Here is a 23,470-nt window from a genome sequence, read left to right as displayed (position 1 = left end):
GTGGGGGCGACGCGGCAGGTGGCGGGGTTTCAGGAGGCATGCGCGGCCCGGTTGCGGTCAGGCCGCCACCTTCCGCCGAGGAGCATCAAACGGGAGTGAATCCCGCACTGCCGGTGCACGCGGCCTTCATGTTCAGGCGACCGGAACCGCCACCTGGGCCATGACCGCGATGTAATGGCAGGCACTCCCGGTGACGCAGAACATGTGCCAGATCGCGTGCGAGTAAGGCAGCGACTCGCGGTGGTAGAACAACGTTCCCAGCGTGTAGGCCACGCCCCCGGCCACCAGCCAGGCGAAGGTCCACGTGTCCAGCGCCGCCAGCACCGGCTTGATCGCGACCAGCACCATCCAGCCCATGGCCACGTAGACGAGCGTGGACAGGCGCTTGAAACGCCCGGTGTAGAACAGCTTGAACACCACGCCGGCCAGTGCCAGCGTCCAGATCGCGGCGAACATCCACCATCCCAGCGGCCCGCGCAGGCCGATCAGGGTGAACGGTGTGTAGGTCCCGGCGATCAGCAGGTAGATCGCGCAGTGGTCGAACACCTTGAGCCGACCCTTCAGCACCGGATCGCGGAACGCGTGGTAGAGGGTCGACGCGACGTAGAGCAGCAGCAGCGAAGTGCCGAAGACGATGGCGGCGCCGAGCTGCCAACCGTCGCCACGCATCGCCGCCAGCGTCACCAGCACCGCACCACCGGCGAGCGCCGCCGAGGCGCCGAGGCCGTGGGTCAGCGCACTGGCCAGTTCTTCGCGCTTCTGGCGCAGGCTCATCGTGTTCAACGCGGCCTCCGGGGGACAGGTCCGAGGGGTGATGATGACATGCACCTGCCTGCACGCCGTCTCCCACAAGACGCGGCGTGGCGGCTCAGGCGGTGCTGGACGCCTCGCCGCAGCGGCGGATCGCGTCTTCGCCCTTGCCGGGGTCGAATTCCACCACGCCACCGATCCTGCGCAGTCCCTGGCCTTGCCCCACGTAGACCTCGCCGCCGTGCTCGGCACTGGCTTCGGGCGAAAGCGCGAGGATCGCGACCTTGTCGACGCCCAGGGTCACGCTGGCCTGGCCTGCGGCATAGCGGACGCGCAGGTCGCTGCCGTCGGCGCACAGGTAGGTGACCTCGGTGTCGTCCGGCAGCGGTGGAGTGGGGGTCGTGCGCGCGGGCAGGGGAATGGACTGCGGAACGCCGCTCAGCACGTCGTCGTCTCCCGCGGCCGGCGGGGTGGCGGCCGCGTCGCCTGGGGCACCGCCCGCATTCGGGCCCGCGACCTCGCCCGGCGACTCCGGCGCGTCGGCGGTGGCCACCTGCTTGTCGTCGTCCCCGGTGGAACGCGGACCGCAGGCCGCAAGCACGCACATCAGGGTGATGGCGACCGCGAGCACGGTCGGGTGGGCAGTGCGAGGTGTCATGGCGGGCGACCTGGGCGGCGAGGCCACGATCTTAGTCCCCCGCCATGTCGCGTGCCCGTCAGCCGTCGGTGCGGGCCGTGGCGTGTTCGCGCGTGGCGAGCAGTTCGACCCCGGGCCAGCGCTCGGTGGTGAGCTGCAGGTTGATCCGCGTGGGCGCCAGGTAAACCAGTTCGCCGGCGCCGTCGATGGCGAGGTTGGTGGCGTTCTTCTCGCGGAACTCCTCGAGCTTCTTTGCGTCCTTGCAGCGCACCCAGCGCGCCGTGGCCACGCCGACCGGCTCGAACATCGCGTCGACGCCGTATTCGTCCTTCAGCCGATAGGCGACCACGTCGAACTGCAGCACGCCGACCGCGCCCAGCACCATGTCGTTGGACATCATCGGCTTGAAGAACTGCGTGGCACCCTCTTCAGACAGCTGCGCCAGGCCCTTCTGCAGCTGCTTGAGCTTGAGCGGGTCGCGCAGGCGCGCGCGGCGGAACAGCTCCGGCGCGAAGTTGGGGATGCCGGTGAAGGCGAGCTGCTCGCCTTCGGTGAAGGTGTCGCCGATCGAGATCGTGCCGTGGTTGTGGATGCCGATCACGTCGCCCGGCCAGGCCTCGGCGGCGATCTCGCGGTCGCTGGCGAGGAAGGTCAGCGCGTTGGCGAGCTTGAGTTCCTTGCCGGTGCGCGCCTGGAACACCTTCATGCCGGCCTCGAAGCGGCCCGAGCACACGCGCATGAACGCCACGCGGTCGCGGTGCAGCGGATCCATGTTGGCCTGGATCTTGAACACGAAGCCGGTGAGTTTGGGTTCGGACGGCGCGACCGGGCGCGTCGTGGTGGGCTGCGGCTGCGGCGACGGCGCGTGCTTGATGAAGAAGTCCAGCAGCGGCTGCACGCCGAAGTTGTTCACGCCGGAGCCGAAGAACACCGGCGTCTGCCGGCCGGCGCGGTATTCCTGGAGATCGAAGGCATGGCTGGCGCCCTGCACCAGCTCCAGCTCGTCCCGCACATGCGCCAGCATGTCCGCGCCGATGCGCTCGGCGAGCCCCGGTGCATCGAGCGAGGAGTAGATGGTGGAATCCTGGCGGGTGAAGTTGCGGCCCTGCTCGTACAGGTGCACTTCGCCGGTGATCAGGTGCACCACGCCCTTCAGGCGCTTGCCCATGCCGATCGGCCAGGTCACCGGCGCGCACTGGATGCCGAGCACGGTCTCGACCTCGTCCAGCAGGTCGATCGGGTCCTTGCCTTCGCGGTCGAGCTTGTTGATGAAGGTCATGATCGGCGTGTCGCGCATGCGGCACACCTCCATCAGCTTGATGGTGCGTTCCTCCACGCCCTTGGCGACGTCGATCACCATCAGCGCGCTGTCCACTGCGGTCAGGACGCGGTAGGTGTCCTCACCGAAGTCGGCGTGGCCGGGGGTGTCGAGCAGGTTGATGACGCAGCCCTCGTAGGGGAACTGCATCACCGAACTGGTCACCGAGATGCCGCGCTCCTTCTCCAGCGCCATCCAGTCGGACGTCGCATGGCGGGTGGTCTTGCGCGACTTCACCGAGCCGGCCATCTGGATGGCGCCGCCGAACAGCAGCAGCTTCTCGGTGAGCGTGGTCTTGCCGGCGTCGGGGTGCGAGATGATCGCGAACGTGCGGCGGCGGGCGGCTTCGGTGGAAACGTCAGGCATGGCGATACGCGCCGCGCTGGCGCCGGGAGTGTGCGGGAAGCCGGCGATTATACGGTGCGGTGGCTGTGCGCGCGGGGGCGCCGGGTGCCAAGGCCCTTGAGTGCTCATGTCCCCCGGCGATGGCCTGCGGCCATCACCTCCTCCTTGACTTCGCTCTCAAGGGCCTTGGCACCCGGTACGCCGCACTGCCCGGTGGTTTGAGGAGCAAAGCCACAGCCCGCGATCTGGCGCACGGTCGCGGTACCGGCAGCCGGCGCAAAGCCCCGGAGTGGCCGGGCCCTTCAGATGCCGCGCCTCAGTCGCTCGACGCAGCCTCGGTGAAGCGGAGGATGCCGCCCGGGCCGAACATGCGGAACGGCAGCGACACCAGACGCATGCCGCGGTTGGCCTGGACCACGAAGTGCAGGTGCGGGCCCCCGCTGTAGCCGGTATTGCCGGAGCGGCCGATGCGCTGGCCACGGCGGACGCGTTCGCCCGGCCGGACCTCCGTACCGTCGGCGGCGAGGTGCGCGTACACGGCCATCGTGCCGTCGTCGTGGAGGATGCGGATGAAGTTGGCACGCGCCATGTCCTCCGGGCGGTCGAGTCCGCCTTCGGCGAATCCACCTTCGAGCTGCATCACCACGCCCTCGCGTGCGGCGAGCACCGGGGTGCCGACGGGCGTCGCGAAGTCGACAGCGTGCCGATTCTCGTCGTCGGCGTGGCTGAAGCGACCGCCCCAGGCCTGTTCGATGCGCAGCGATGCGGTCGCCAGCGGCCAGGCGTACTCGATGTCGCGCACCTGCGCCGCCGGATGGCCGGGCACCGCCTCCAGGCGCAGGCGCGCATCGGCGGCGGCCACGCGGGCCACCAGCACGCGGCCGCGGGCGGGCACGGTCGCGCGCGCCGGCAGGGCAGGTCGGGCCGCGGGTGCAGGCCCGCCGTCGACACGCAGCACCACCTCGATCGGGCCCGCGAGCAGGTTCTCGGCCCAGGCTTCGTGGCCGGCGCCGCGATCCTCGATGACCAGGCGGGCCAGCGCTGCCGGCGTCTGGGGCGATGCGCTGGCGGTCGCCAGCAGCAGCAGGCAGGCGGCGAACGCGCGCATCGTGGTCAGTGCAGGCAGGCCGGGTCCAGCTGCAGCGCCTGCACCAGGTCGCCGAGATCGAACGCCGCCACCGCCAGGTCGTCGTGGACCGCGTAGAACGCACCCGCCGGGAAGCGCGCGGTGGCCGCGGCGTGCAGGGCGATGCCGTCGGTACGCGCCACGCTGGCACCGTGGAAGCTGCCGACGGGCACCAGGCCAGCGCGCTCGAAGACATGGAAGTGCGTCCGCGGCGCCTGCTGGTCCACGGCGATCCAGTAGCCGCTGTCCACGCCACAGGTCCAGAGCACCACGCCTTCGGCCTCCCCGTCGAAGGTGCCCTCCGGCAGGCTGCGACCGGCGAAGCGGCCGGCGAGGTTGTATTCGCGCAGGTTGGACGGGCGGTTGCGGTCTTCCTCCGCGATCAGCAGGCGATCATGCGCGGCGTCGCCGGCGATCGACTCGACCATGTGCAGCTTGCCGGCGCCGCTGGTGGCGCCAAAGGCTCCCAGGTAGCGCGCGTCCAGGCGGTCGTCGCCGACATCCAGGCGGTAGCGGCGCACGCGCTGGTCGAGTTCCTGGTCGGCAGGCAGTTGGTCGAAACGCGCGCCGTACATGAAGCTGTCGGTGACGTAGGCGTCGAGTTCGCCGGGAGCGACTTCGTTCAGCCAGATGCCGTAGGGGCTGCGCAGTTGGTCCTGGCCAAAGGCGCCAATCGGCTCGAAGCCGGGCAGCGAGAGCACCTGCACGCGGCGGTTGTCGCGCTCCACCACGAACAGCAGGTCGCCGAACACGCTGACACCGTTGGGGCGGTTGAAGGCGCCGGGCCGGTCGCCGCGTTCGCCGACGGTACGCAGCACGGCACCGCTGTCGCCGTCGAACAGCGACAGGCGATGGCTCGACTTGCCGGTGGCGAACAGCCAGACGCGGCCGTCTTCCGAGCTCCACGTTGCCAGCGAGTCCAGCTCCTCGCCGCGCACTTCGGCGGAAACCCACGCTTCCTGGACCAGCACGACGCCCGCGGCTGCGGGTGCGGCGGTGGTACGCGCCATGGGGGGCTGCATCCGGGGCTGCGGGGCCTGTGTGGCGCAGGCGGACAGGAGCACGGCGAACGCGCCGGCGAGGAGTGTGTTTCGCATCGCGGGATTATGCGGCAGCGGCGCGCGACCGGCGATGGCTGGCCACGCACTGCGGGCGAATATATCCATCTCTCTATCCGCATGAAGCGATTGACAAGCCGCGCGGGCGCTGGCAACCTGCGCGCCATCCATCGTGACCGGCCGAGGGACAGGCCCGAAGACGCCGGGGCAACTGGATGGAGCGCAAGCTCCGTCCGCTGTGCCAAGTCCTGCGGGGACCTGTATGTCCACCGGAAGATGGTTGCGGATCGCCCATGCGGCATCCGTGGCGTTGCGCGCTGCGAAGCGCGCGGCACATCTCCGGCATGCCCCGTTGGCGTCGATGGCCTTGTCCCCTTCCGGATTTGCCATGAGCCTCGTCGAACGCACCACGCCCGCCTTCGCATCCACGCCCTCGCACCACGACGCGGCGGATGCCGCGCCGCCTGCAGCGGATACGGCCACGCGCTGCGTCGCCGTCCGTGGCGAAGTGGAGGTGGTGCTGCCGATGCGCCACGCCGACCCGCGCCGGCTGCGGCTGGCCTACGAACTGCAGGGGGCGGTGGACGCGCCGGTCGTGCTGGTGGCCGGCGGCGTCTCCGCCGATCGCCACCTCGTGTCCTGCGCGACGTTCCCCGCGCGTGGCTGGGCCGACGCGGTAGCCGGTGCCGGAACCGCGCTTGACCCCGCGCGGATGCGCCTGCTCGCGTTCGACCATGTCGGTGCCGATGGCCGCCTGGACCCCCCGGTCGACGCCGCCGACCAGGCCGATGCCTCGGCGCTGCTGCTCGACGCCCTCGGCATCGCGCGCCTGCACGCGTTCGTCGGCTATTCGTACGGCGCGATGGTGGGCCTGCAGTTCGCCGTGCGCCACGGCGGTCGCCTCGCATGCCTGGTAGCGGTGAGCGGAGCGCATCGCGCGTATCCCGCGGGCCAGCAGCGACTCTCGGAGTCGACCGAGCTGCATCGTCTGGATCCCGCATCGGTGCGCGTGCCCACCACCGTGGTCGCGGTGGATGGCGATCAGCTGGTCCCGCTTTCCGACGCGGTCGACCTGGTCGAAGCCATCGGCGGCCCGGCACGCCTGCGCGTGCTGCGCTCGCCGTACGGCCACGATGCGTTCCTGAAGGGAGGTCAGCGCATCGACGCGATCCTGCGCTCGGCGCTGGGTGCGCCGGCGTCCGGGCAGGGCGCGGTCAGTCCGCCTTGCCGGCTGGCGTCGTCGACAGCGCCTGGAGCAGTGCGGCGTTGAAGCGTTCCGGGGCCTCGACCTGCGGCGAGTGGCCGAGATCGTCGAACTCGACCAGGGTTGCGCCCGGAATGGCGGCCGCGGCGCGCCGGCCCAACGCCGGGTAGTCGCCGAGCCGGGCCTTGAGGCCTTCCGGCGCGCGGTCGCGGCCGATGGCGGTGCGGTCCTTCTGGCCGATGAACAGCGTGGTCGGCACCGCGATGTCGCCGAACTCGTGCACGACCGGCTGGTTGAAGACCATGTCGGAGGCCAGTGCCTGGTTCCAGGCCACGCGCTCGCCGCCCGGCCCTGCGTACATGCCGGCGAGCATGGTCACCCAGCGTGTGTATGCGGGTTTCCACTGGCCGCCGTAGTAGACATCGAGCTGGTATGCGCGGATGGAATCAAACGACGTCCTGAGCTCGCCGGCATACCAGTCGGCGGCGTCGCGCCACGGCACGCCAAGGGCCTTCCAGTCCTCCAGGCCGATCGGGTTCACCAGCACCAGCTGCTCGACCGCGTCGGGATATTGCAGTGCGTAGCGGGTCGCCAGCATCCCGCCCATGGAATGTCCCACCACCACGCTGCGCTCGACGTCGAGCGAAGCCAGCAGTGCATGCGTGTTGGCGGCAAGTTGCGCGAACGAGAACTGGTAGTGCGCGGGTTTGTCGGATTTGCAGAAGCCGACCTGGTCGGGAGCGACGACGCGCCACCCGGCCCCGGCAAGCGCCGCGATCGCCGCGTCCCAGGTCGCGGCACAGAAATTCTTGCCGTGGAGCAGGACGACGGTGCGGCCATTCGGCGCGCCTGTCGGCGCGACGTCGAGGTAGGCCATCTGCAGCGCCTGGCGCTGGCTGTCGAAGGCGAACGTCTGCACGGGATGCGGGTAATCGAAGCCTTCCAGCCGTGGACCGTAGACGGGGTGGTCGGTGGCGCCGGCGCATGCGCTCCAGGCGCAGGCGAGCGCGGCGGCAACGATGGCCGGGGTCGATGGCTTCGGCATGGGGAACTCCCTTCGGCGTTGCGGGCCGCTCAACACTCGATGACGTTCACCGCCAGGCCGCCGCGCGAGGTTTCCTTGTACTTGTCCTGCATGTCGCGGCCGGTGTCGCGCATGGTCTTGATGACCTTGTCCAGGCTGACCTTGTGCTTGCCGTCGCCGCGCATTGCCATGCGCGAGGCGTTGATGGCCTTTACGGCGCCCATAGCGTTGCGTTCGATGCAGGGGATCTGCACCAGGCCGCCGATCGGGTCGCAGGTCAGGCCGAGGTTGTGCTCCATGCCGATCTCGGCGGCGTTCTCGATCTGGCTGGGGGTGCCGCCGAGCGCGGCGGTCAAGCCTGCCGCGGCCATGGAACAGGCCACGCCCACCTCGCCCTGGCAGCCGACTTCGGCGCCGGAGATCGAAGCGTTCTCCTTGTAGAGGATGCCGACCGCGGCCGCGGTGAGCAGGAAGTCGAAGATTCCCTGTTCGGTGCTGCCGGGGCAGAAGCGTTCGTAGTAGCGCAGCACCGCGGGCATGATGCCGGCCGCGCCGTTGGTGGGCGCGGTGACCACGCGGCCACCGGCGGCGTTTTCCTCGTTGACCGCGAGCGCGTACAGGTTGACCCAGTCGAGCGTCGTCAGCGGGTCGCGCATGCCGGCTTCCGGCCGCGACGACAGCTCCGCGTACAGCGCAGGCGCGCGTCGCGACACGTGCAGGCCGCCGGGCAGGGTGCCGCCATTGGCGATGCCGCGCTGGATGCAGGACTGCATGGCCTGCCAGATCTCGCGCAGGCCGGCCTTCACCTCGTCGCCGCTGCGCCAGGAGGTCTCGTTGGCCATCATCATCTGCGCGATGCTGAGGCCGTGTTCGCGCGCCTGCGCGAGCAGCGCATCGCCGCTGGCGAACGGATACGGCACCGGCGTGGTGTCGGCCACGATGCGGTCCTCCGCGGCTTCGTCCTGGTTGACCACGAACCCGCCACCGACCGAGTAATAGTCACGGCTGGCGACGACTTCCTCGTTGGCGTCGTACGCGGTGAAGCGCATGCCGTTGGTGTGGAATGGCAGCTTCTGGCGCTTGTTCATCACCAGGTCGCGCTTTTCCTCGAACGCCACCGGGTGGCGGCCGGCCAGGTTCACGCGGTGTTCGCTACGGATGCGCAGCAGCGCACCGGGGATGATGTCGGGGTCGATCAGGTTGGGCACGTTGCCTTCCAGGCCCATCAGCACGGCCTTGTCGGTGCCGTGGCCGCGTCCGGTCAGTGCGAGCGAGCCGAACACCTCGGCGCGCACGCGCACGACGTCCTGCAGCTTGCCGGCGTCGGCCAGGTGGTGCTCGACGAAGCGCGCCGCGGCGCGCATCGGGCCCACGGTGTGCGACGAACTCGGCCCGATGCCGATCTTGTAGAGGTCGAAGGTGCTGACGGCCATGGTGATCCGGGTGTCCCGGAGGCTGCCGGGTCCAGGCGGCGCGAAAGGCGCGCGCGGATGCCCGCTATCATAGCCGCGCCGGTGCGCCACCCCTGCGCGGGCCGCCCGTTCCAAGGCCCCGATCGATGCCGCTCACCCTGTTCCAGCGCGACGACTGCCACCTCTGCGACCTCGCCATCGCGGTGCTGGCGGAGGCGCGCGCGCCGGAGTTCGACAGCGTGTTCATCGATGGCGACGACGCGCTGGAGGAGCGCTACGGCGTGCGCGTGCCGGTGCTGCGCGATGCCGCCGGAGGGCGCGAGCTCGACTGGCCGTTCGACGCCGCGACGCTGCGGCGATTCCTCGCGCCCTGACCGGGGCTCCGCTCAGCCGCGCGCGCGCCGGCCGGGCAGCATGCGCCGCAGGGTGTCGTCGCGCTGGAAGATGTGGTGGTAGAGCGCGGCGCCGGCATGCGCCGCCACCAGCAGCACCAGCACCCAGAACATGGTTTCGTGCGCGTCGTTGGCCAGGTCGGCCAGGCCTTCGTTCGGCGGCGACAGCTTGGGTACTTCGGCCAGGCCGAACCAGCGGAACGGACGCAGGCCGCTGGCCGAGTCGTACAGCCAGCCGCTGAGCGGCATCGCGAAGATCAGCGCATACAGCGCCCAGTGGGTCACCGAAGCGACCATCGCCTGCAGGCGCGGGGTGCCCGCGACCGGCGGTGGTGCGCCGGCGTACAGGCGCCAGCCGAGGCGCAGCAGCGCCAGCGCCAGGATCGTGAGTCCGATCGACTTGTGCGCGGTGTAGACCCAGAAATACTTCGGCGTGCGCGGCAGCTCGCCCATGGTCAGGCCGACCACGGCGACCACCAGCAGCAGCAGCACGATGGTCCAGTGGAAGGCCTGGCTGACGGCGCCCCAGCGGGTGATGTTCTTGAGGGTCATGGCGGGGTGGTGTCCTCGTCTTGCGGCGTGGCGGTGGCGGGCGGGGGCGTGTCGTCGCGCGAGCGCACGGCTTCAAGTTCAATGCGCAGCTCGACCGCATCGCCGATCACCGAGCCCCACGCGGTGCTGCCGAAGTCGGCGCGGCTGAGCGTGGTGGTGGCGGAAAAGCCGATCGTGCGGCGGAACGGCGGCAGCGGGTGGCGGCGATGGCCGTTGAGGGTGGCGTCGAGCACCACGTCCCGGGTCACGCCGCGCAGCGACAGCGTGCCGTGGATGCGCGCGCGTCGATCATCGATGGCCTCGACGCGCGTGGATGCGAAGCGCGCCACCGGATGGCGTTCGCTGTCGAGCAGGCCGCGCGCGGCGACGGCGCGATTCCAGTCCGCATCGCCGAAGTCCAGCCTGGCCAGCGGAACTTCGGCGACCACCGATGCGCCGCTCCAGTCGCCCGGAGCGAAGCGCAGCTGGCCGGTGGTCCCGGACACGGTGCCGATGGCGCGCGAAAAGCCGGCGTGGTCGACGGCCAGCGCAACGCGGGTATGCACCGGGTCGAGCGCATAGCTGTCGGCATCGCCTTCGATTCCGCTGGCGGTGTCGGCCTGTGCCGCAGGCGGTATCGCGCCCGCGGCATCGGTCCCGTCCGCCGCGTCGCGCGACACCGCCGGCATGCAGGCGGCCACCAGCATCGCCAGCAACATCGCCAGCGCGGGCACCAAGAGTTGCGGCAAGCGGAATGTTCGCGCCATGGCGTCCAGCGGCTCCCTGCGAACGACGCCCTGCGCCGATGCGGGATTCTAGGCGCAGGCCGCGGGCCCCACGCAACTTGCGCCCGATACGGTGCGTTGCGAGGATGCGCGGGGGTGGGTGGGCACGTGCCCGCCGCGGATGTCCGGGGAGATACATGCGAGGTTTGGCGAGATGGATCGGCCTCTGCCTGTGCGGGCTGCTGGCGGGCTTCGCCGTGGCCGCGGTGCCGCAGCTGCCACAGCCGCGCCAGATCAGCGTCTTCGACGGACTGCCGTCAAATCGCGTCAACGCGCTCGCCGAGGACCGCCAGGGTTACCTGTGGATCGCCACCCGTGACGGCCTGGCGCGCTATGACGGCGTGGGTTTCCGCATCTGGCGTGTGGGCGACGGCCTGCGCGACAACTTCATCTGGTCCGTGCATGTCGATGCACAGGACCGTGTCTGGATCGGCACCCAGACCGCCGGCCTGGCGATGCTCGACGTGGGGCGCGAAGCGTTCACCTGGTACGACCGGAACTCGCATGCGGCGATCGCCGGCCACGACGTCTGGTCGGTCACCAGTACGCCCGATGGCGACGTCTGGTTCGGTACCGCCGAGTCAGGCCTGCACCGGCTGTCGCCCGACGGCCGCGTGCGCCACTACGGATACGAGCCCGGCAGGGCCGACAGCCTGCCGTCCAACGGGGTGTCGCACCTCGGCGTGGACCCGCGCGACGGCACGCTGTGGGTCGGCACCAAGGGCGGCGTGGCGCGCTGGACCGGGTCGGGTTTCGCCCGCCTGCCGGGCGATGCGCTGGAGTCGCTGCTGATCGACGGGCTGACCGTGGACGACGGCGGTGACGTGTGGATGGGCATGCATGGCGCCGGCATGGTGCGCCGCGCGGATGGCCGCATCGAACGGCTGCCGTGGATGGACCCGGTGCTCGGCCAGCCGGCGCTGCACATGCTGCTGGAGGATTCGCAGGGCGCCCGCTGGCTGGATACGCGCAGCGGCCTGGCCTGGGAGCGCGATGGCCGCGTCGACAACGTGCCGCTGTACAGCACCACCAGCCGCGGCCTGGTGCGTCCCGCCTGGTCCAGCGCCTACGAAGACCGCGAGGGCGGCCTGTGGTTCGCCAGCTCCGACGCCGGCCTCTGGCACCTCCCGGCCAACTGGCGGAATTTCACCGTGCTGCAGCGGCGCCTAAACGATCCGTCGTCGCCGGCCAACGCGTTCGTCTACGGCGTGGCACCGGCCACCGCCGGCGGCGGACGGGGATTGTGGCTGGTCGGGAGCGGCGGCGTGCTCGACTGGATGGATCCGGAAACGGGAAGCATCGAGCACCGCTTCACTGAAATCTGCGGTTCGCTGCTGGTCACCGGCGTGCTCGAGACGCGCGACGGCGGCGTGTGGCTCGGCTGCCAGGACCAGCTGGTGCGGTTCGATCCGGTGACACGGGCGGCGCGCCGCTGGCATGCGGATGGCAATGCGGACGCCGCGCCAGCCGGGCGGATCGCACATTTCGTCCAGCTGCACGACGACACGCTCTGGTTGGCCACGCTGCACAGCGTCCAGCTCCGCGACGCCGGCGGTCGCGTGCTGGACACCCTGCACCGCGGCGACGGCCGTGGCCTCGGGTTCACCGACTCGGTCGAACAACTCGCGCGCGCGCCGGATGGCGGCCTGTGGCTGGTCGGAAGCGGCGGGCTGCGCGCGTGGAATGCCGGCCTGCGGAGGTTCGAGCCGATTCCCGGCGCGCCCGGGATCGCGCTGCATGGCGTGGCCATCGAGCCCGCGCCCGACGGCCACCGGATCTGGCTGGCGGGCAACGGCGTGCTGTCGGCGTATCGCTGGGATGGAGCCACGCTGCATCACCTCGACACGGTCGACGCCGCCCAGGGCCTGCCGACTGTCGCTCCCGGAGGCGTGCTGGTGGACGACGTCGGCGTGGTGTGGATGACCACGGCACGCGGGCTGGTCCGGTTCGACCCGGATACGCGCCGGCTGCGTCTGTACGGCGTGCGCGATGGCCTGCCCAGCCATGAGTTCAGCGAATACCCGATGCAGATGTCGCCGCTGGGCTATGTGGCGGCCGGCACCGCCGACGGACTGTTGCTGTTCCATCCCCGGCAGGTGCAATGGACGCAGGGCACGCCGACGCTGGCGGTGGAGTCGGTCGACCTGCGCCGCGGCGACGAGCGCGTCTCGATGTCGCCGCTGGCCACCGAGCTGCGGCTGCGCCACGACGACCGCGACCTGCGCGTGGTGGCGCGGCTGCTGTCGTTCACCGATGCACACGCGCATCGCTACCGCTTCCTGCTGGAAGGCGACGATGCCGGGTGGGTGGAAACCGGCGCCGCCGGGGAGCGGGTCTTCCCGAAACTTGCACCTGGCCGGTATCGGCTGCAGGTGCAGGCGCGGACCGCCGACGACGCGTGGTCGCCATCGCAGCAGCTGGTGCTGGATGTGCAGCCGCCGTGGTGGCAGGCCATCTGGGCGCAACTGCTGTTCATCGCGCTGGCGGCGCTGTGCGTGCTGTGGATCGGGCATGCGTACCGGGGCCGCCTGAAGCGTCGCCACGCGTGGCAGCTCAGCGAGCAGAAACGCGAACTGGCCGAACAGGCGTCGCTGGCCAAGACCAGGTTCCTGGCCACGTTGGGCCACGAAGTGCGCACGCCGATGACCGGCGTGCTGGGCATGAGCGAGCTGCTGCTGGGCACGGAGCTGGAGCCCCGCCAGCGCGGCTATGCCGACGCCATCCGCCGCGCCGGCGAACACCTCATGCGCCTGGTCAACGACGCGCTCGACCTCGCGCGCATCGAAGCCGGCAAGCTGGAGCTCGATGCGCAGCCGTTCAACCTCGTGGCGCTGCTCGACGAGGTCGCCGGGATGGTGGAGCCGATGGCCCGCCAGCGTGGCCTGGCGTTCCGGCGGCACATCGATGTCGAGACCCCGCGCTGGCTGCTGGGTGATGCCGGGCGCGTCCGGCAGATCCTGCTCAACCTGCTCGGCAACGCCATCAAGTTCACGGAGGCGGGCAGCGTGACGCTGCAGGCGGCACCCATGGCCGGCGCGGGCGTGCGCCTGGTGGTGTCCGATACGGGGCCCGGGCTCAACGATGAGCAGAAGGCGTACCTGTTCCGGCGCTTCGAGCAGGCCGAAGGCATCCGCACCGCGTCACGTTACGGCGGCAGCGGCCTGGGCCTGGCGATCTGCCAGGAGCTTGCCGTGGCGATGCGCGGCCGCATCGAGCTCGACAGCACGCCGGGGCACGGCACCGACTTCACCGTCGACCTGCCGCTGCCCGGCGCGCAGGCACCCGAGGCGCGGCCCGTGGACATCCGCCCGCCGCGCCCGGCACAGCGGCCGCGCAGCATCCTGCTGGTGGAGGACGATGCCACCGTTGCCGAGGTGATCGTGGGGTTGCTGCATGCGCAGGGGCACAGCGTGGTGCACGTGCCGCACGGGCTCGCCGCGTTGGCCGAAACCACCACCAGCCGCTTCGATCTCGCCATGCTCGACCTCGATCTGCCCGGCATCGACGGCCTGGCGCTGGCGCGCCAGCTGCATGCGCGGGGATTCAACGCGCCGCTGATGGCGGTCACCGCGCGCGCGGATGCCGACGCCGAGCCCGCGGCGCGCGCGGCCGGGTTCGACCTGTTCCTGCGCAAGCCGGTGACCGGCACATTGCTGGCCGATGCGATCGCTGCGCTGCAATCCAGGGAGGACGAGTGATGGCGACAACAGGCAGTGGGCGTTGGTCGGCGGTCATGGCGGCGGTGCTGCTGGCATCGACGGGCGGGGCCGCGGCGGCCGATGTCCCGGATGCAGGCCAGGGCGGGGACAACGCGCCGCAGCCGTTCCTCGGCGGATTCCTGGCAGAGACGCGCATCGTCTATCCATTGCGCGTCGGCGATTGGGAAGCCGTTGGTGAAAAGCTCTATGACGTCGCCGAGCTCGGAGCGTCGGTGCGGTATCGATCCGGGGACAGCCTCGATCGCTGGATCGACATCTATTTCTATCCCGTCGGCGTGGTACCGGACTCGCACTTGGACGAGGCCGCCCGGGCCACGCTGCAGGAGATCGGGTCGGGCGTTGGCGCCCCCGGAGGCTACACGTCGGCCGAATTCGGGGCCTTGCGCAACTTCCACGTGGTGACAGGCGACGGGGACGACGAAAAACCGCTCTCCGCGCGATCGGCCGACATGCGCCTGCTGCGCGAAGGCGGCGCCTGGCACTCGGCAATGACGCTGCTGGTCGACCGGATGTACTACGTGAAGGGCCGTTACAGCGTGGCCGCCACGGCGATGCGCCGCGGCAAGGTCCGCAGCGAGCTGGAACGTTTCGTCGCGGAACTGGTCCGCGGCACCTACATCGGCAGCACCGGACGCTGCTGGTCGCCGGCGCGGATCGAAGCGCTGCCCGCTGGCGCCGCAGCGCCGGGGGAGTCGCGGGCTGCGATCGAATCCGATGCCGGCGACAGCGCCTACCTGGTGGCCGACCGCGTGCTGGCACGCGATCCGTCGAGCGCCGCGGCGCAGGCCTTGGCCTTGCTTGCGATGAGCCTGGACAACCGCCTCCATCCAGGCTGCGTGGGTGCCGAGCCGCACAATCCCGAGGTGCCCGAGGGACATCGTGAAATCCGCTTCGAGTACCGCGCGCCGGCGGCCGTGCCGGGTGATCGCGGTGGCCGCCTGGCACCGTCGCGGGACGGCCTGGGCTGAGCAGTCCGCGGCCGAAGGTCAGCGCCTGCTGTAGGCGTGCACTTCGTCCACCAGAACGCGCACGTGCTCGGGGTCCATGCCCGGCGACATGCCGTGGCCGAGGTTGAACACATGGCCCTCGCGCGAGCCACCGTTGCCGTCGCGGTAGCTGTCGAGCGCGCGGCGCACTTCGCCACGGATCGCATCGGGACTGCCGAACAGGGTGGTCGGGTCCAGGTTGCCCTGGATGGCCACCTTGTCGCCGATGCGGCGCGCGGCGTCGCCGAGCTCGATCAGCCAGTCCACGCCAATGCCTTCCGCGCCGGTGGCGGCGAGTGCCTCCAGGTGGCTCGCATTGCCCTTGCCGAACAGGATCAGCGGCGTGCGTTCGGCGCCTTCGCCGCGGTCGAGTTCGCTTGCGATGCGCGCCATGTACGGCAGCGAGAACTCGCGGTACATCGCCGGCGACAGCGTGCCGCCCCAGGTGTCGAACACCTGCAGCGCCTGCGCGCCGGCCGCGCGCTGCGCGGCGAGGTAGGCGATCACCGCGCGGGTGTTGACGTCGAGCAGCGCGTGCAGCGCCTTGGGGTCGTTGTGCGCCATCGCCTTGATGCGCGCGAAGTCCTTGCTGCCGCCGCCTTCCACCATGTAGCAGGCCAGGGTCCACGGGCTTCCGGAGAAGCCGATCAGCGGCACGCTGCCGTCGAGTTCGCGGCGGATCACGCGCACCGCGTCCATCACGTAACGCAGGTCGGTTTCCATGTCCGGCACGCCGAGTTTCGCGATCGCCGCGGCGTCGCGCACCGGGTGCTTGAACTTCGGACCTTCGCCATCGACGAAATACAGGCCGAGGCCCATCGCGTCCGGGATGGTGAGGATGTCCGAGAACAGGATCGCGGCGTCGAGTTCGAAACGCGCCAGCGGCTGCAGGGTCACCTCGCAGGCCAGCTCCGGGTTGGTGGCCAGGCCCATGAAGCTGCCGGCCTTCGCGCGCGTGGCGCGGTACTCGGGCAGGTAGCGGCCCGCCTGGCGCATCAGCCACACCGGGGTGTGGTCCACGGGCTCGCGGCGCAGGGCACGCAGGAAACGGTCGTTCTTCAGGGGCTGGGGCACGTCTTGGGTCCTGGTAACGGCCCGCGGGGCAGGGTCACGGCTTCGGCATGTCCGCGCCCTGCGCGAACATCAGCTGGAAACCGCGCTTGATCTGCTGGTCGCGGGCCTGCTCCAGCGCGTTCATGGCGCTGGTCTGGTCGAGGAACTGCTCGCGCCGCACCGTGCTGCGGCCGCCGATCTGCCCGGTTTCGCGCACCAGCGCCCAGCCGCCGAGGAGGTCGGGCTGGAGCATGAGTTGCACGAAGCGCGGCGGTTCGCGGCCTTCGGGGCGTTGTTGCAGGAGCAGGCGCATCCCGCGATTGTAGCCGGCAGCGGGTCGCGGGCGCCGCCGGCCGCCTACCCGCGCAGGACGCCCAGTACCGCGGCTTCGGGTACGTCGGACACGACGCACGCGCGGCCAGCGCCCTCCCAGAGCACGAAACGCAGGCCGCTGGCCTGGGCCTTCTTGTCCAGGCGCATGCGTTCCAGCAGGGCGGCGGGTTGCAGCCCGCGCGGCAGGTCGACCGGCAGCCCGAAGCGCGCCAGCAGCCTGCGCAGGCCGTCGGCATCGTCGTTGCCGGCCATGCCGAGCACCGTGGACAGCCGCGCGGCCAGCACCATGCCCACCGCCACCGCCTCGCCGTGGTTCATGCCGTCGTAGCCCTGTTCGGTCTCGATGGCATGGGCAAAGGTGTGGCCGAAGTTGAGCAGGGCGCGCTCGCCGCGCTCGAACGGGTCTCGGGTGACGATTGCCGCCTTGTGCGCGCAGCTGCGGGCGATGGCCTCGGCGAGCGGCGCGTCCTCGCGTTCGAGCAGCGCGCCGGCGTGTCCGGCCAGCCAGTCGAGGAAGGGCGCGTCGACGATGGCGCCGTACTTCACCACTTCGGCCAGCCCCGCGCGCAGCTCGCGGTCGGGGAGGGTGCGGAGCACGGCGGTATCGGCCAGCACCGCACGCGGCGGGTGGAAGGCGCCGACCAGGTTCTTGCCGGCGGCCAGGTCGACGGCGGTCTTGCCGCCCACCGAGGAGTCCACCATCGCCAGCAGCGTGGTCGGCAGCTGCACGCAGTCGATGCCGCGCATCCAGCAGGCCGCGGCAAACCCCGCGAGATCGCCGACCACGCCGCCGCCGAGCGCGAACACGCAGGCGTCGCGGGTGGCGCCCAGCGCGGCAAGGGCGTCGATGGCGGCGGCGAAGCCCGGCAGGGTCTTGGACGCCTCGCCTGCGGGCAGCACGAAGCGCGCGATGCGCAGATCGGGGCGCGCGGCCAGCAGCGCGTCTTCCACGCCCTGCGCATGCAGCGGCGCGACGTTGCTGTCGCTGGCCAGCAGTACCTGGCGGCCGCGCAGCGTGGCGGTGAGGGCGGCGCCGTCGCTGAGCAGCCCCTTGCCGATGACGATGCGATACGGGGCGTCACCGCCAACGTCGACGTGGCGCACCGCGCTCACGACGCCAGCTCCAGGCCGCGTTGCCAGGCCGCGTCAAGCGCGTGCCCGAGGCGTACGGCCGCGTCGGCGGCGCTCAGCGCGCGCGTGTCGAACTGCATGTCGGCGACGGCGGCGTACAGCGGGTCACGCACTTCGGCCAGCCGTCGCAGCACCGCTTCGCGATCGCCGCCGGCCAGCAACGGGCGGCTGCGGTCGCGGGCCAGCCGCGCCAGCTGCGCTTCCACGTCGACCAGCAGGTGCACCACGTAGCCGCGGCCGCGCAGCAGTTCGCGGGTACCGGCGTCGAGCACGGCCCCGCCGCCGGTGGAGACGACACAGCCCGTGGCAGCCAGCAGGGTGGCGAGCACCTCGCGTTCACGCGCACGGAAACCGCCTTCGCCCTCACACTCGAAGATCGTCGCCACGCTGGTGCCGGTGCGCAGCTCGATCTCGCGGTCGGCATCGATGAAGGGCAGCGCGAAGCGCTCGGCGAGGCGGCGGCCGATCGCGGATTTGCCGGCGCCCATGGGGCCCACGAGCACGAGGTTGGGGGCTGGATTCATGCCTCGCGATGCTAGCAGCCGGTGGTCCACGGCGCGTCCTTAACATCCCCCCTCCCAGGATGCAGGCAGCGGCACTGTCGCCGCCCACCGGGATGCAAGCCATGACCGTCGCCAAGATCATCGAAGTCAACGCCTCCTCGCCCACCAGCGTCGAGGACGCCGTGCGCAGCGGCCTCGCCAAATGCGCGGAATCGGTCAAGAACATCCGTGGCGCCTGGATCAACGAGACCAAGGTGGTCACCGACGGCGGCGGCAACATCACCGAGTGGCGCGTCAACCTGCGGGTGACGTTCGTGGTCGAGTAGCGACCGGCGCCGGCGTGGTCGGCTGCCGCGCGGCATCGAGGGCGAGCACCCTGTCGGCGATCGCCGGCAGCGTGCGCAGCGCCTGGCGGCTGACGCGTTCGTAGTGCTGCACGAAACGGTCGATCCCGGCGCGGTTCATCGCGGTGGCTGACGGAGCGTTCGCGTGCAGCGCGCGTTCCGCCTGCCAGCGCCACTCCGGCACGATGTCGAATCCCGGCGGCTGCAGGAACAGCAGCCGGTCGATGCGCGCCCACAGCGCCGGGTAATCGCGGGCGAGCGCAGCATTGCACCAGCGGCGCCAGGTGGCGTCGCGGTCCTCGTCGCGTTCAAGCGCGTTGATCGGGGCGCGGAGCGCGGCCTCGTCCTCGGCGGGCGTGCTGATGAACCAGCCTTCCAGCACTACCAGGTCGATGCCGGAGACCCGGGGCCACTCGCGGCGCGGCCGTCGCTGGTCGCCGAGCTTGTCGAAGCGCGGCAGATGGGCTGCTCCGCTGTCGCGCAGCGCGTCGAGCGTGGCGAACGCGAGCGGCAGGTCGTGCGTGCCGGGCGGGCCGCGGGTGGCGAGCAGCGGATGCACGTCGCGCGCCAGCGCCTGGCGCATGTCGCGGTCGAGGTAGACGTCGTCGATCGACAGCACCGCGGTGCGCAGGCCGTGGGCGTCGGCGGCCTGCGCCAGCTGCGCGGCCAGCGTGGACTTGCCGCTGCCCTGCACGCCGCTGATCGCGAACACGCGCGCGCCGGACGCCACCACGTCGGCCAGCACCGCGGCCACCACGTCGTCGCTGAAACCGCTGCGCGGATGCAAGGGCGTCGCCATGCGTGCAACGATAGCGCAGCGCCGGCGCGTGCCGTGCGCGCGCCGACCATGTGGAGTTCTGCCGCGATGACCGACCTGTACGCCGAGGCCCTGGCCACCTTCGACACGCTGTTCGACGAGGCGCGCGATGCGGGCGAGCCCGACCGCACCGCGATGACCCTCGCCACCGCCACGCCCGATGGCCGGCCTTCCGCGCGCACGGTGCTGCTGAAGGCGCACGACGCGCGCGGCTTCGTGTTCTACACCCACCTCGACGGGCGCAAGGGTCGTGAGCTGAAGTCCAATCCGCGCGCCGCGCTGCTGTTCCACTGGCCGCGGGTGCGCCAGGGCGTGCAGGTGCGCATCGAAGGCCCCGTGGCGATCATCGACGAGGCCGAGGCCGACGCGTACTTCGCCACGCGGCCGCGCGGCAGCCAGCTCGGCGCCTGGGCCTCGCTGCAGTCCGAGACGCTGGACACGCGCGAGGACTTCGAGCGCCGGCTGGCCGAGTATGCGCAGCAGTTCGACGGCCGCGAGGTGCCGCGTCCGCCGCGCTGGAACGGCCTGCGCGTGCGCGCCGACCGCATCGAGTTCTGGTACGGCGCCGACTATCGCCTGCACGAACGCTGGCTGTACGAATGCGATCACGCGGGCGATTGCAGCAAGCGGATGCTGTACCCGTGAGCGACGCGGTCACCTTGCATGGACCACGGCGGATCGTTTGCCTGACCGAGGAGCCCACTGAAACGCTGTACGCCCTGGGCGAGCAGGACCGGATCGTCGGCATCAGCGGCTTCACCGTGCGGCCGCCCGAGGCGCGTCGCGACAAGCCGAAGGTGAGCGCGTTCACCAGTGCGAAGATCGGCGCGATCCTGGCGCTGCGCCCCGACATGGCGATCGGTTTTTCCGACATCCAGGCCGACATCGCCGCCGAGCTCGTGCGCAACGGCGTGGAGGTGTGGATCAGCAACCACCGCAGCGTCGACGGCATCGTCGATTACGTGCGCCGGCTCGGCGCGCTGGTCGGCGTGGCCGCGCGCGCGAACACGTATGCGGACAGCCTGCAGCGCGGTCTCGACGAGGTCGCGGCGCGGGCGGCCACGCTGCCGCGCCGCCCGCGCGTGTACTTCGAGGAATGGGACGACCCGCCGATCACCGGCATCCGCTGGGTCGCCGAGCTGCTGCGCATCGCCGGCGGCGACGACGTGTTCCCGGAGCTCGCCGCCGAGCCGCTGGCCAAGCAGCGCATCCTCGCCGACGCCGGCGAGGTGGTGCGCCGGGCGCCGGACATCATCATCGGCTCGTGGTGCGGCAAGAAGTTCCGCCCCGACAGGGTCGCCGCACGGCCCGGCTGGGACGCGATCCCGGCGGTCCGCGACGGCGAGTTGCACGAGGTGAAGTCGCCGCTGATCCTGCAGCCGGGTCCGGCCGCGCTGACCGACGGCGTGCGCGCGCTGTCCGCGATCGTGCATGGCTGGTCGCAGCGCGAACGCGCGCGCGGCCGGGGCTGACGCGCGGCGCGCGCTCTGCGATGATCCGCCACCACCGAGGAGAACCGAGATGAACCAGGCCGCCATGCACGATGCCGCCCGCCTCCTGTTGCGCATCACGCTCGGCGTGCTTGTGTTGCTGCACGGCGTGGCCAAGCTGCGCGGCGGCATGTCCGGCATCGAGCGCCTGGTCGAGGCCAACGGCCTGCCGGGCGTGCTGGCCTACGGCGTGCTCGTCGGCGAGGTGCTGGCGCCTCTGATGGTGTTGCTCGGCTTCCATGCACGCCTCGGTGCGGCGCTGGTCGCCATCAACATGCTGTTCGCCATCGTGCTGGCGCACATGGGGCAGCTCGGCCAGCTCAACGGCGAGGGCGGCTGGGCGCTGGAGCTGCAGGGCATGTTCCTCGCCACCGCGGTGGCGATCATGCTGCTGGGCCCCGGCCGCTACGGCATCAACGAGCGCTGATCACCGCGCTCACGGCAGGATGTCGCGGCTGAAGCGCAGGGTCATCGGCGCGGCGCCCGCGGCCTCCACGCTGATGTCGAAGCTGAGCGTCTCGGGCGGCTTCACGCGCAGGGTGCCGACGTAGTCGATGTAGCCATTGCTGCGCACCTCGCGCAGCGCGATCGGCTGGCCGCGGCCGAGCAGGTCGCTGGCGCGCGCCTCCACGCGCGCCGGCAGCGATGTCTCGTCCGCGCCGGTGCGCAGGCCGATCACCAGCACCATGCCGCCGGCTTGGCGATCGACGCCGTATTCCCGGGCCATCGCCGCACCCACTGCACCCGCGGGCACCAGGCTGGCGCGCAACACGCGGTCGCCGACGCGGAGTTCGGCGGGAGGTTCGACCGCATTCGGCGGTGCTGACGGCGCGGGGCCGTTGCCGCAGGCGGCCAGCGCGGCTGCCAGCGAAACGGCCAACAGGGCGGAGCGGCGCAGCCGAGGGGTCATGGCGTGATCAGTCATTGGCGGCGGACAGTTCGCGACCACGCACGGTGGCGCGGTCGATGGCGGCGGCCACCAGCGGGCGCAGTCCGCCGGACTCGAAGGCTTCGACCGCTGCCTGGGTGGTGCCGCCGGGCGACGTGACGCGGCGGCGCAGTTCGGCCGGCGCCTCGCCGGACTCGGCCAGCATGCGCGCGGCGCCGAGGATGGTCTGCAGCACCAGGGTGCGGGCGGCGTCCGCGGGCAGGCCCTGCGCAAGCGCGGCATCTTCCATGGCTTCGGCGAGCAGGAATACGTACGCCGGGCCACTGCCCGACACCGCGGTGACCGCGTCCATCAGCATTTCGTCGTCGATCCACACGGTGGCGCCGGCGCTGGCCAACAGCGTTTCGGCGCGCGTGCGGCCGTCGCCATCGACATGGCGGTTGGCGTGCAGCCCGGTCACGCCGGCACCGAGCAGCGCCGGGGTGTTGGGCATGGCGCGGACCACGGCCGCATCGCCGCCCAGCCAGCGCTCCAGCTGTGCCGCGGTGATGCCGGCGGCGATCGAGATTGCCAGCGGGCGCGCGGCGCGCGCGGTGGCGGCCAGGTCCTCGCAGACTTCGCGCATCACCTGCGGCTTGACTGCCAGCAGCCAGGTGCCGGCACCCGCCACCGCATCGCGCGCGTGCTCGAACACCTGCACGCCGAAGTCGCGCGCCAGCGCATCACGCAACGCCGCGACCGGTTCGCCGACGCGGATCTGCGCGGGATCGACACCGCGCGCGACCAGGCCTCCCACCAGGCTGCGCGCCATGTTGCCGCCGCCGATGAAGGCGGTGGTGCCGAGGTCGGCGGGAGCGGATGCGTGTGCGGGCATGGCAGCGGTCTCGGATGGCGAGGGACGGCGGCATTGTCGCCGAGGCGGTGTCAGGTGCGCGCGCCGAACAGCGCGGTGCCGACGCGGACCATCGTCGCGCCCTCGGCGATCGCCTCCGTGAAGTCCGCGCTCATGCCCATCGACAGCGTGTCCACGCCGGGATGGCGCAAAGCCAGGGTGTCGAACAGCCCACGCATCGCGACGAATGCCGCGCGGCGCGCGTCGGCGTCGGGGCGCGGCGCCGGGATGGCCATCAATCCGCGCAGCGCGAGCCGCGGACGGGCGGCGATCGCATCGGCCAGCGCGGGCACGTCGCCCGGGGCGCAGCCGTGCTTGCTGTCCTCGTCGTCGATGTTCACCTGCACCAGCACCGAAAGCGGCGCGCGGTCGGCCGGGCGCGCCGCGGCCAGCGCGTCGACCAGTTTCAGGCGGTCCACCGACTGCACCCAGTCGAACAGCGCGGCGGCCTGCGTGGCCTTGTTGGACTGCAGGTGGCCGATGAGATGCCATTCGATCCCGGCACCTTCCAGTGCCGCGATCTTGGCCGCGGCCTCCTGGACGTAGTTCTCGCCGAACGCGGGCACCACGCCCGGCTTCGCCCTCGCCCAGTCCACAGCGAGCGCGGCAAGCTCGGCGGCGTCGCGGGTCTTGCCCACCGCGACCAGCCGCGCGCATGGCCTTCCGGCGTCGCGGGATGCGTTTTCAATGTCGCGAAGTACGCGTTCGAGCCGTCCGGATGACATCGGTCC

General features: G+C 71.2%; 25 protein-coding genes and 1 riboswitch. Of the genes, 8 read left to right on the top strand and 17 right to left on the bottom strand.

Going from position 1 to position 23,470, the window contains the following annotated elements; genetic code table 11:
• Positions 1 to 132: 132 nt before the first annotated feature.
• From JHB91_RS07185 to JHB91_RS07165, 5 genes are all read right to left on the bottom strand, one after another.
• Complete coding sequence (locus tag JHB91_RS07185; RefSeq protein ID WP_199375013.1) at positions 133 to 783, bottom strand: hemolysin III family protein; 651 nt, start codon at positions 781 to 783, stop codon at positions 133 to 135.
• 85 nt (positions 784 to 868) lie between these two features.
• Positions 869 to 1,408 (bottom strand): hypothetical protein, encoded by a 540-nt coding sequence (locus JHB91_RS07180; RefSeq protein WP_199472241.1) that lies wholly within the window; start codon positions 1,406 to 1,408, stop codon positions 869 to 871.
• A 58-nt stretch (positions 1,409 to 1,466) separates the two neighbouring features.
• Positions 1,467 to 3,071: a peptide chain release factor 3 gene (locus JHB91_RS07175; protein WP_199375015.1), complete on the bottom strand. Its 1,605-nt coding sequence runs from the start codon at positions 3,069 to 3,071 to the stop codon at positions 1,467 to 1,469.
• Positions 3,072 to 3,366: 295 nt separating this feature from the next.
• Entirely contained in the window at positions 3,367 to 4,158 is a 792-nt protein-coding gene (locus tag JHB91_RS07170; protein ID WP_199472240.1) for a M23 family metallopeptidase, read from the bottom strand.
• 5 nt (positions 4,159 to 4,163) lie between these two features.
• Positions 4,164 to 5,186, bottom strand: coding sequence for a phytase (locus JHB91_RS07165; protein WP_199472239.1), 1,023 nt, complete (start codon positions 5,184 to 5,186; stop codon positions 4,164 to 4,166).
• Positions 5,187 to 5,398: 212 nt separating this feature from the next.
• A riboswitch (SAM riboswitch) is annotated at positions 5,399 to 5,517 on the top strand.
• 105 nt (positions 5,518 to 5,622) lie between these two features.
• Between JHB91_RS07165 and JHB91_RS07160 the strand changes: the two genes are divergently transcribed.
• Positions 5,623 to 6,504: an alpha/beta fold hydrolase gene (locus tag JHB91_RS07160; protein ID WP_199472238.1), complete on the top strand. Its 882-nt coding sequence runs from the start codon at positions 5,623 to 5,625 to the stop codon at positions 6,502 to 6,504.
• Here JHB91_RS07160 and JHB91_RS07155 read toward each other — a convergent pair.
• Together JHB91_RS07155 and JHB91_RS07150 are read right to left on the bottom strand one after the other, a co-directional pair.
• Positions 6,449 to 7,483, bottom strand: coding sequence for an alpha/beta hydrolase (locus tag JHB91_RS07155; RefSeq protein ID WP_199472237.1), 1,035 nt, complete (start codon positions 7,481 to 7,483; stop codon positions 6,449 to 6,451). The two genes, JHB91_RS07160 and JHB91_RS07155, sit on opposite strands and share 56 nt — an antisense overlap.
• 29 nt (positions 7,484 to 7,512) lie before the next feature.
• Positions 7,513 to 8,895, bottom strand: a complete 1,383-nt coding sequence (locus tag JHB91_RS07150; RefSeq protein WP_199472236.1) for an L-serine ammonia-lyase — start codon at positions 8,893 to 8,895, stop codon at positions 7,513 to 7,515.
• Positions 8,896 to 9,020: 125 nt separating this feature from the next.
• Between JHB91_RS07150 and JHB91_RS07145 the strand changes: the two genes are divergently transcribed.
• Positions 9,021 to 9,248, top strand: a complete 228-nt coding sequence (locus JHB91_RS07145; protein WP_199472235.1) for a glutaredoxin family protein — start codon at positions 9,021 to 9,023, stop codon at positions 9,246 to 9,248.
• Positions 9,249 to 9,260: 12 nt separating this feature from the next.
• Here JHB91_RS07145 and JHB91_RS07140 read toward each other — a convergent pair whose 3' ends face one another.
• The gene (locus tag JHB91_RS07140) at positions 9,261 to 9,818 is read right to left on the bottom strand and encodes a cytochrome b (protein WP_199472234.1); all 558 of its coding nucleotides are present in this window, start codon (positions 9,816 to 9,818) and stop codon (positions 9,261 to 9,263) included.
• Complete coding sequence (locus JHB91_RS07135; protein WP_233398534.1) at positions 9,815 to 10,546, bottom strand: YceI family protein; 732 nt, start codon at positions 10,544 to 10,546, stop codon at positions 9,815 to 9,817. The genes JHB91_RS07140 and JHB91_RS07135 overlap by 4 nt, the downstream gene beginning before the upstream one ends.
• Before the next feature lie 173 nt (positions 10,547 to 10,719).
• Here JHB91_RS07135 and JHB91_RS07130 point away from each other — a divergent pair, with 173 nt between their 5' ends.
• Both JHB91_RS07130 and JHB91_RS07125 read left to right on the top strand, forming a co-directional pair.
• Positions 10,720 to 14,280: an ATP-binding protein gene (locus JHB91_RS07130; RefSeq protein ID WP_199472233.1), complete on the top strand. Its 3,561-nt coding sequence runs from the start codon at positions 10,720 to 10,722 to the stop codon at positions 14,278 to 14,280.
• On the top strand, positions 14,280 to 15,269 hold the full coding sequence (locus tag JHB91_RS07125; protein WP_199472232.1) for a hypothetical protein: 990 nt from the start codon (positions 14,280 to 14,282) through the stop codon (positions 15,267 to 15,269). Before JHB91_RS07130 ends, JHB91_RS07125 begins: the two co-directional genes overlap by 1 nt.
• An 18-nt stretch (positions 15,270 to 15,287) precedes the next feature.
• On the opposite strand, the gene hemE is transcribed toward JHB91_RS07125, so the two are convergent.
• Genes hemE through JHB91_RS07105 form a run of 4 tightly spaced genes read right to left on the bottom strand, consistent with a single transcriptional unit; the run spans position 15,288 to position 18,328 of the window.
• Positions 15,288 to 16,361 (bottom strand): uroporphyrinogen decarboxylase, encoded by a 1,074-nt coding sequence (hemE, locus tag JHB91_RS07120; RefSeq protein ID WP_199472231.1) that lies wholly within the window; start codon positions 16,359 to 16,361, stop codon positions 15,288 to 15,290.
• A 34-nt stretch (positions 16,362 to 16,395) separates the two neighbouring features.
• Positions 16,396 to 16,653 carry a WGR domain-containing protein gene (locus JHB91_RS07115; RefSeq protein WP_199375026.1) on the bottom strand — a complete coding sequence of 86 codons (258 nt, stop codon included), beginning with the start codon at positions 16,651 to 16,653 and terminating at the stop codon, positions 16,396 to 16,398.
• 44 nt (positions 16,654 to 16,697) lie between these two features.
• The gene (gene aroB, locus JHB91_RS07110; RefSeq protein ID WP_199472230.1) at positions 16,698 to 17,786 is read right to left on the bottom strand and encodes a 3-dehydroquinate synthase; all 1,089 of its coding nucleotides are present in this window, start codon (positions 17,784 to 17,786) and stop codon (positions 16,698 to 16,700) included.
• Positions 17,783 to 18,328, bottom strand: a complete 546-nt coding sequence (locus JHB91_RS07105) for a shikimate kinase (protein WP_199472229.1) — start codon at positions 18,326 to 18,328, stop codon at positions 17,783 to 17,785. Before JHB91_RS07105 ends, aroB begins: the two co-directional genes overlap by 4 nt.
• A gap of 101 nt (positions 18,329 to 18,429) precedes the next feature.
• On the opposite strand from JHB91_RS07105, the gene JHB91_RS07100 reads away from it, so the two are divergent.
• Complete coding sequence (locus JHB91_RS07100) at positions 18,430 to 18,633, top strand: dodecin family protein (protein WP_199472228.1); 204 nt, start codon at positions 18,430 to 18,432, stop codon at positions 18,631 to 18,633.
• Here JHB91_RS07100 and JHB91_RS07095 read toward each other — a convergent pair.
• Positions 18,602 to 19,450 (bottom strand): kinase, encoded by an 849-nt coding sequence (locus tag JHB91_RS07095; RefSeq protein WP_199472227.1) that lies wholly within the window; start codon positions 19,448 to 19,450, stop codon positions 18,602 to 18,604. The genes JHB91_RS07100 and JHB91_RS07095 overlap by 32 nt on opposite strands.
• A 66-nt stretch (positions 19,451 to 19,516) precedes the next feature.
• On the opposite strand from JHB91_RS07095, the gene pdxH reads away from it, so the two are divergent.
• The 3 genes from pdxH to JHB91_RS07080 are packed head-to-tail and all read left to right on the top strand — an operon-like array spanning position 19,517 to position 21,385.
• Positions 19,517 to 20,113, top strand: coding sequence for a pyridoxamine 5'-phosphate oxidase (pdxH, locus tag JHB91_RS07090; protein WP_199472226.1), 597 nt, complete (start codon positions 19,517 to 19,519; stop codon positions 20,111 to 20,113).
• Positions 20,110 to 20,940 (top strand): cobalamin-binding protein, encoded by an 831-nt coding sequence (locus JHB91_RS07085; RefSeq protein ID WP_343225067.1) that lies wholly within the window; start codon positions 20,110 to 20,112, stop codon positions 20,938 to 20,940. Before pdxH ends, JHB91_RS07085 begins: the two co-directional genes overlap by 4 nt.
• A gap of 49 nt (positions 20,941 to 20,989) precedes the next feature.
• Positions 20,990 to 21,385, top strand: a complete 396-nt coding sequence (locus tag JHB91_RS07080; RefSeq protein WP_199375033.1) for a DoxX family protein — start codon at positions 20,990 to 20,992, stop codon at positions 21,383 to 21,385.
• A 9-nt stretch (positions 21,386 to 21,394) separates the two neighbouring features.
• Here JHB91_RS07080 and JHB91_RS07075 read toward each other — a convergent pair whose 3' ends face one another.
• From JHB91_RS07075 to JHB91_RS07065, 3 genes are read right to left on the bottom strand one after another with little or no spacing between them, the layout of a single operon-like run.
• On the bottom strand, positions 21,395 to 21,868 hold the full coding sequence (locus JHB91_RS07075) for a DUF4426 domain-containing protein (protein ID WP_199472224.1): 474 nt from the start codon (positions 21,866 to 21,868) through the stop codon (positions 21,395 to 21,397).
• 7 nt (positions 21,869 to 21,875) lie between these two features.
• Positions 21,876 to 22,721 (bottom strand): pyrroline-5-carboxylate reductase, encoded by an 846-nt coding sequence (gene proC / locus JHB91_RS07070; RefSeq protein ID WP_199472223.1) that lies wholly within the window; start codon positions 22,719 to 22,721, stop codon positions 21,876 to 21,878.
• Between the two features lie 50 nt (positions 22,722 to 22,771).
• Entirely contained in the window at positions 22,772 to 23,464 is a 693-nt protein-coding gene (locus JHB91_RS07065) for a YggS family pyridoxal phosphate-dependent enzyme (RefSeq protein WP_199472222.1), read from the bottom strand.
• Positions 23,465 to 23,470: the final 6 nt, after the last annotated feature.

Origin of the sequence: Luteimonas sp. MC1828 (assembly GCF_016461615.1) — a bacterium.
Taxonomy (GTDB): Bacteria; Pseudomonadota; Gammaproteobacteria; order Xanthomonadales; family Xanthomonadaceae; genus Luteimonas.
Note: the sequence above shows the minus strand (reverse complement) of the source record. Positions and strands in the feature narration are given on the sequence as shown.

Bases quoted from the DNA above. Each gene is read 5' to 3' on its own strand.
- JHB91_RS07180 (WP_199472241.1), bottom strand. From the start codon at position 1,408: ATGACACCTCGCACTGCCCACCCGACCGTGCTCGCGGTCGCCATCACC.
- JHB91_RS07175 (WP_199375015.1), bottom strand. From the start codon at position 3,071: ATGCCTGACGTTTCCACCGAAGCCGCCCGCCGCCGCACGTTCGCGATC.
- JHB91_RS07170 (WP_199472240.1), bottom strand. From the start codon at position 4,158: ATGCGCGCGTTCGCCGCCTGCCTGCTGCTGCTGGCGACCGCCAGCGCA.
- JHB91_RS07165 (WP_199472239.1), bottom strand. From the start codon at position 5,186: ATGGCGCGTACCACCGCCGCACCCGCAGCCGCGGGCGTCGTGCTGGTC.
- JHB91_RS07160 (WP_199472238.1), top strand. From the start codon at position 5,623: ATGAGCCTCGTCGAACGCACCACGCCCGCCTTCGCATCCACGCCCTCG.
- JHB91_RS07155 (WP_199472237.1), bottom strand. From the start codon at position 7,483: ATGCCGAAGCCATCGACCCCGGCCATCGTTGCCGCCGCGCTCGCCTGC.
- JHB91_RS07150 (WP_199472236.1), bottom strand. From the start codon at position 8,895: ATGGCCGTCAGCACCTTCGACCTCTACAAGATCGGCATCGGGCCGAGT.
- JHB91_RS07145 (WP_199472235.1), top strand. From the start codon at position 9,021: ATGCCGCTCACCCTGTTCCAGCGCGACGACTGCCACCTCTGCGACCTC.
- JHB91_RS07140 (WP_199472234.1), bottom strand. From the start codon at position 9,818: ATGACCCTCAAGAACATCACCCGCTGGGGCGCCGTCAGCCAGGCCTTC.
- JHB91_RS07130 (WP_199472233.1), top strand. From the start codon at position 10,720: ATGCGAGGTTTGGCGAGATGGATCGGCCTCTGCCTGTGCGGGCTGCTG.
- JHB91_RS07125 (WP_199472232.1), top strand. From the start codon at position 14,280: ATGGCGACAACAGGCAGTGGGCGTTGGTCGGCGGTCATGGCGGCGGTG.
- JHB91_RS07115 (WP_199375026.1), bottom strand. From the start codon at position 16,653: ATGCGCCTGCTCCTGCAACAACGCCCCGAAGGCCGCGAACCGCCGCGC.
- JHB91_RS07105 (WP_199472229.1), bottom strand. From the start codon at position 18,328: ATGAATCCAGCCCCCAACCTCGTGCTCGTGGGCCCCATGGGCGCCGGC.
- JHB91_RS07100 (WP_199472228.1), top strand. From the start codon at position 18,430: ATGACCGTCGCCAAGATCATCGAAGTCAACGCCTCCTCGCCCACCAGC.
- JHB91_RS07095 (WP_199472227.1), bottom strand. From the start codon at position 19,450: ATGGCGACGCCCTTGCATCCGCGCAGCGGTTTCAGCGACGACGTGGTG.
- pdxH (WP_199472226.1), top strand. From the start codon at position 19,517: ATGACCGACCTGTACGCCGAGGCCCTGGCCACCTTCGACACGCTGTTC.
- JHB91_RS07080 (WP_199375033.1), top strand. From the start codon at position 20,990: ATGAACCAGGCCGCCATGCACGATGCCGCCCGCCTCCTGTTGCGCATC.
- JHB91_RS07075 (WP_199472224.1), bottom strand. From the start codon at position 21,868: ATGACCCCTCGGCTGCGCCGCTCCGCCCTGTTGGCCGTTTCGCTGGCA.
- proC (WP_199472223.1), bottom strand. From the start codon at position 22,721: ATGCCCGCACACGCATCCGCTCCCGCCGACCTCGGCACCACCGCCTTC.
- JHB91_RS07065 (WP_199472222.1), bottom strand. From the start codon at position 23,464: ATGTCATCCGGACGGCTCGAACGCGTACTTCGCGACATTGAAAACGCA.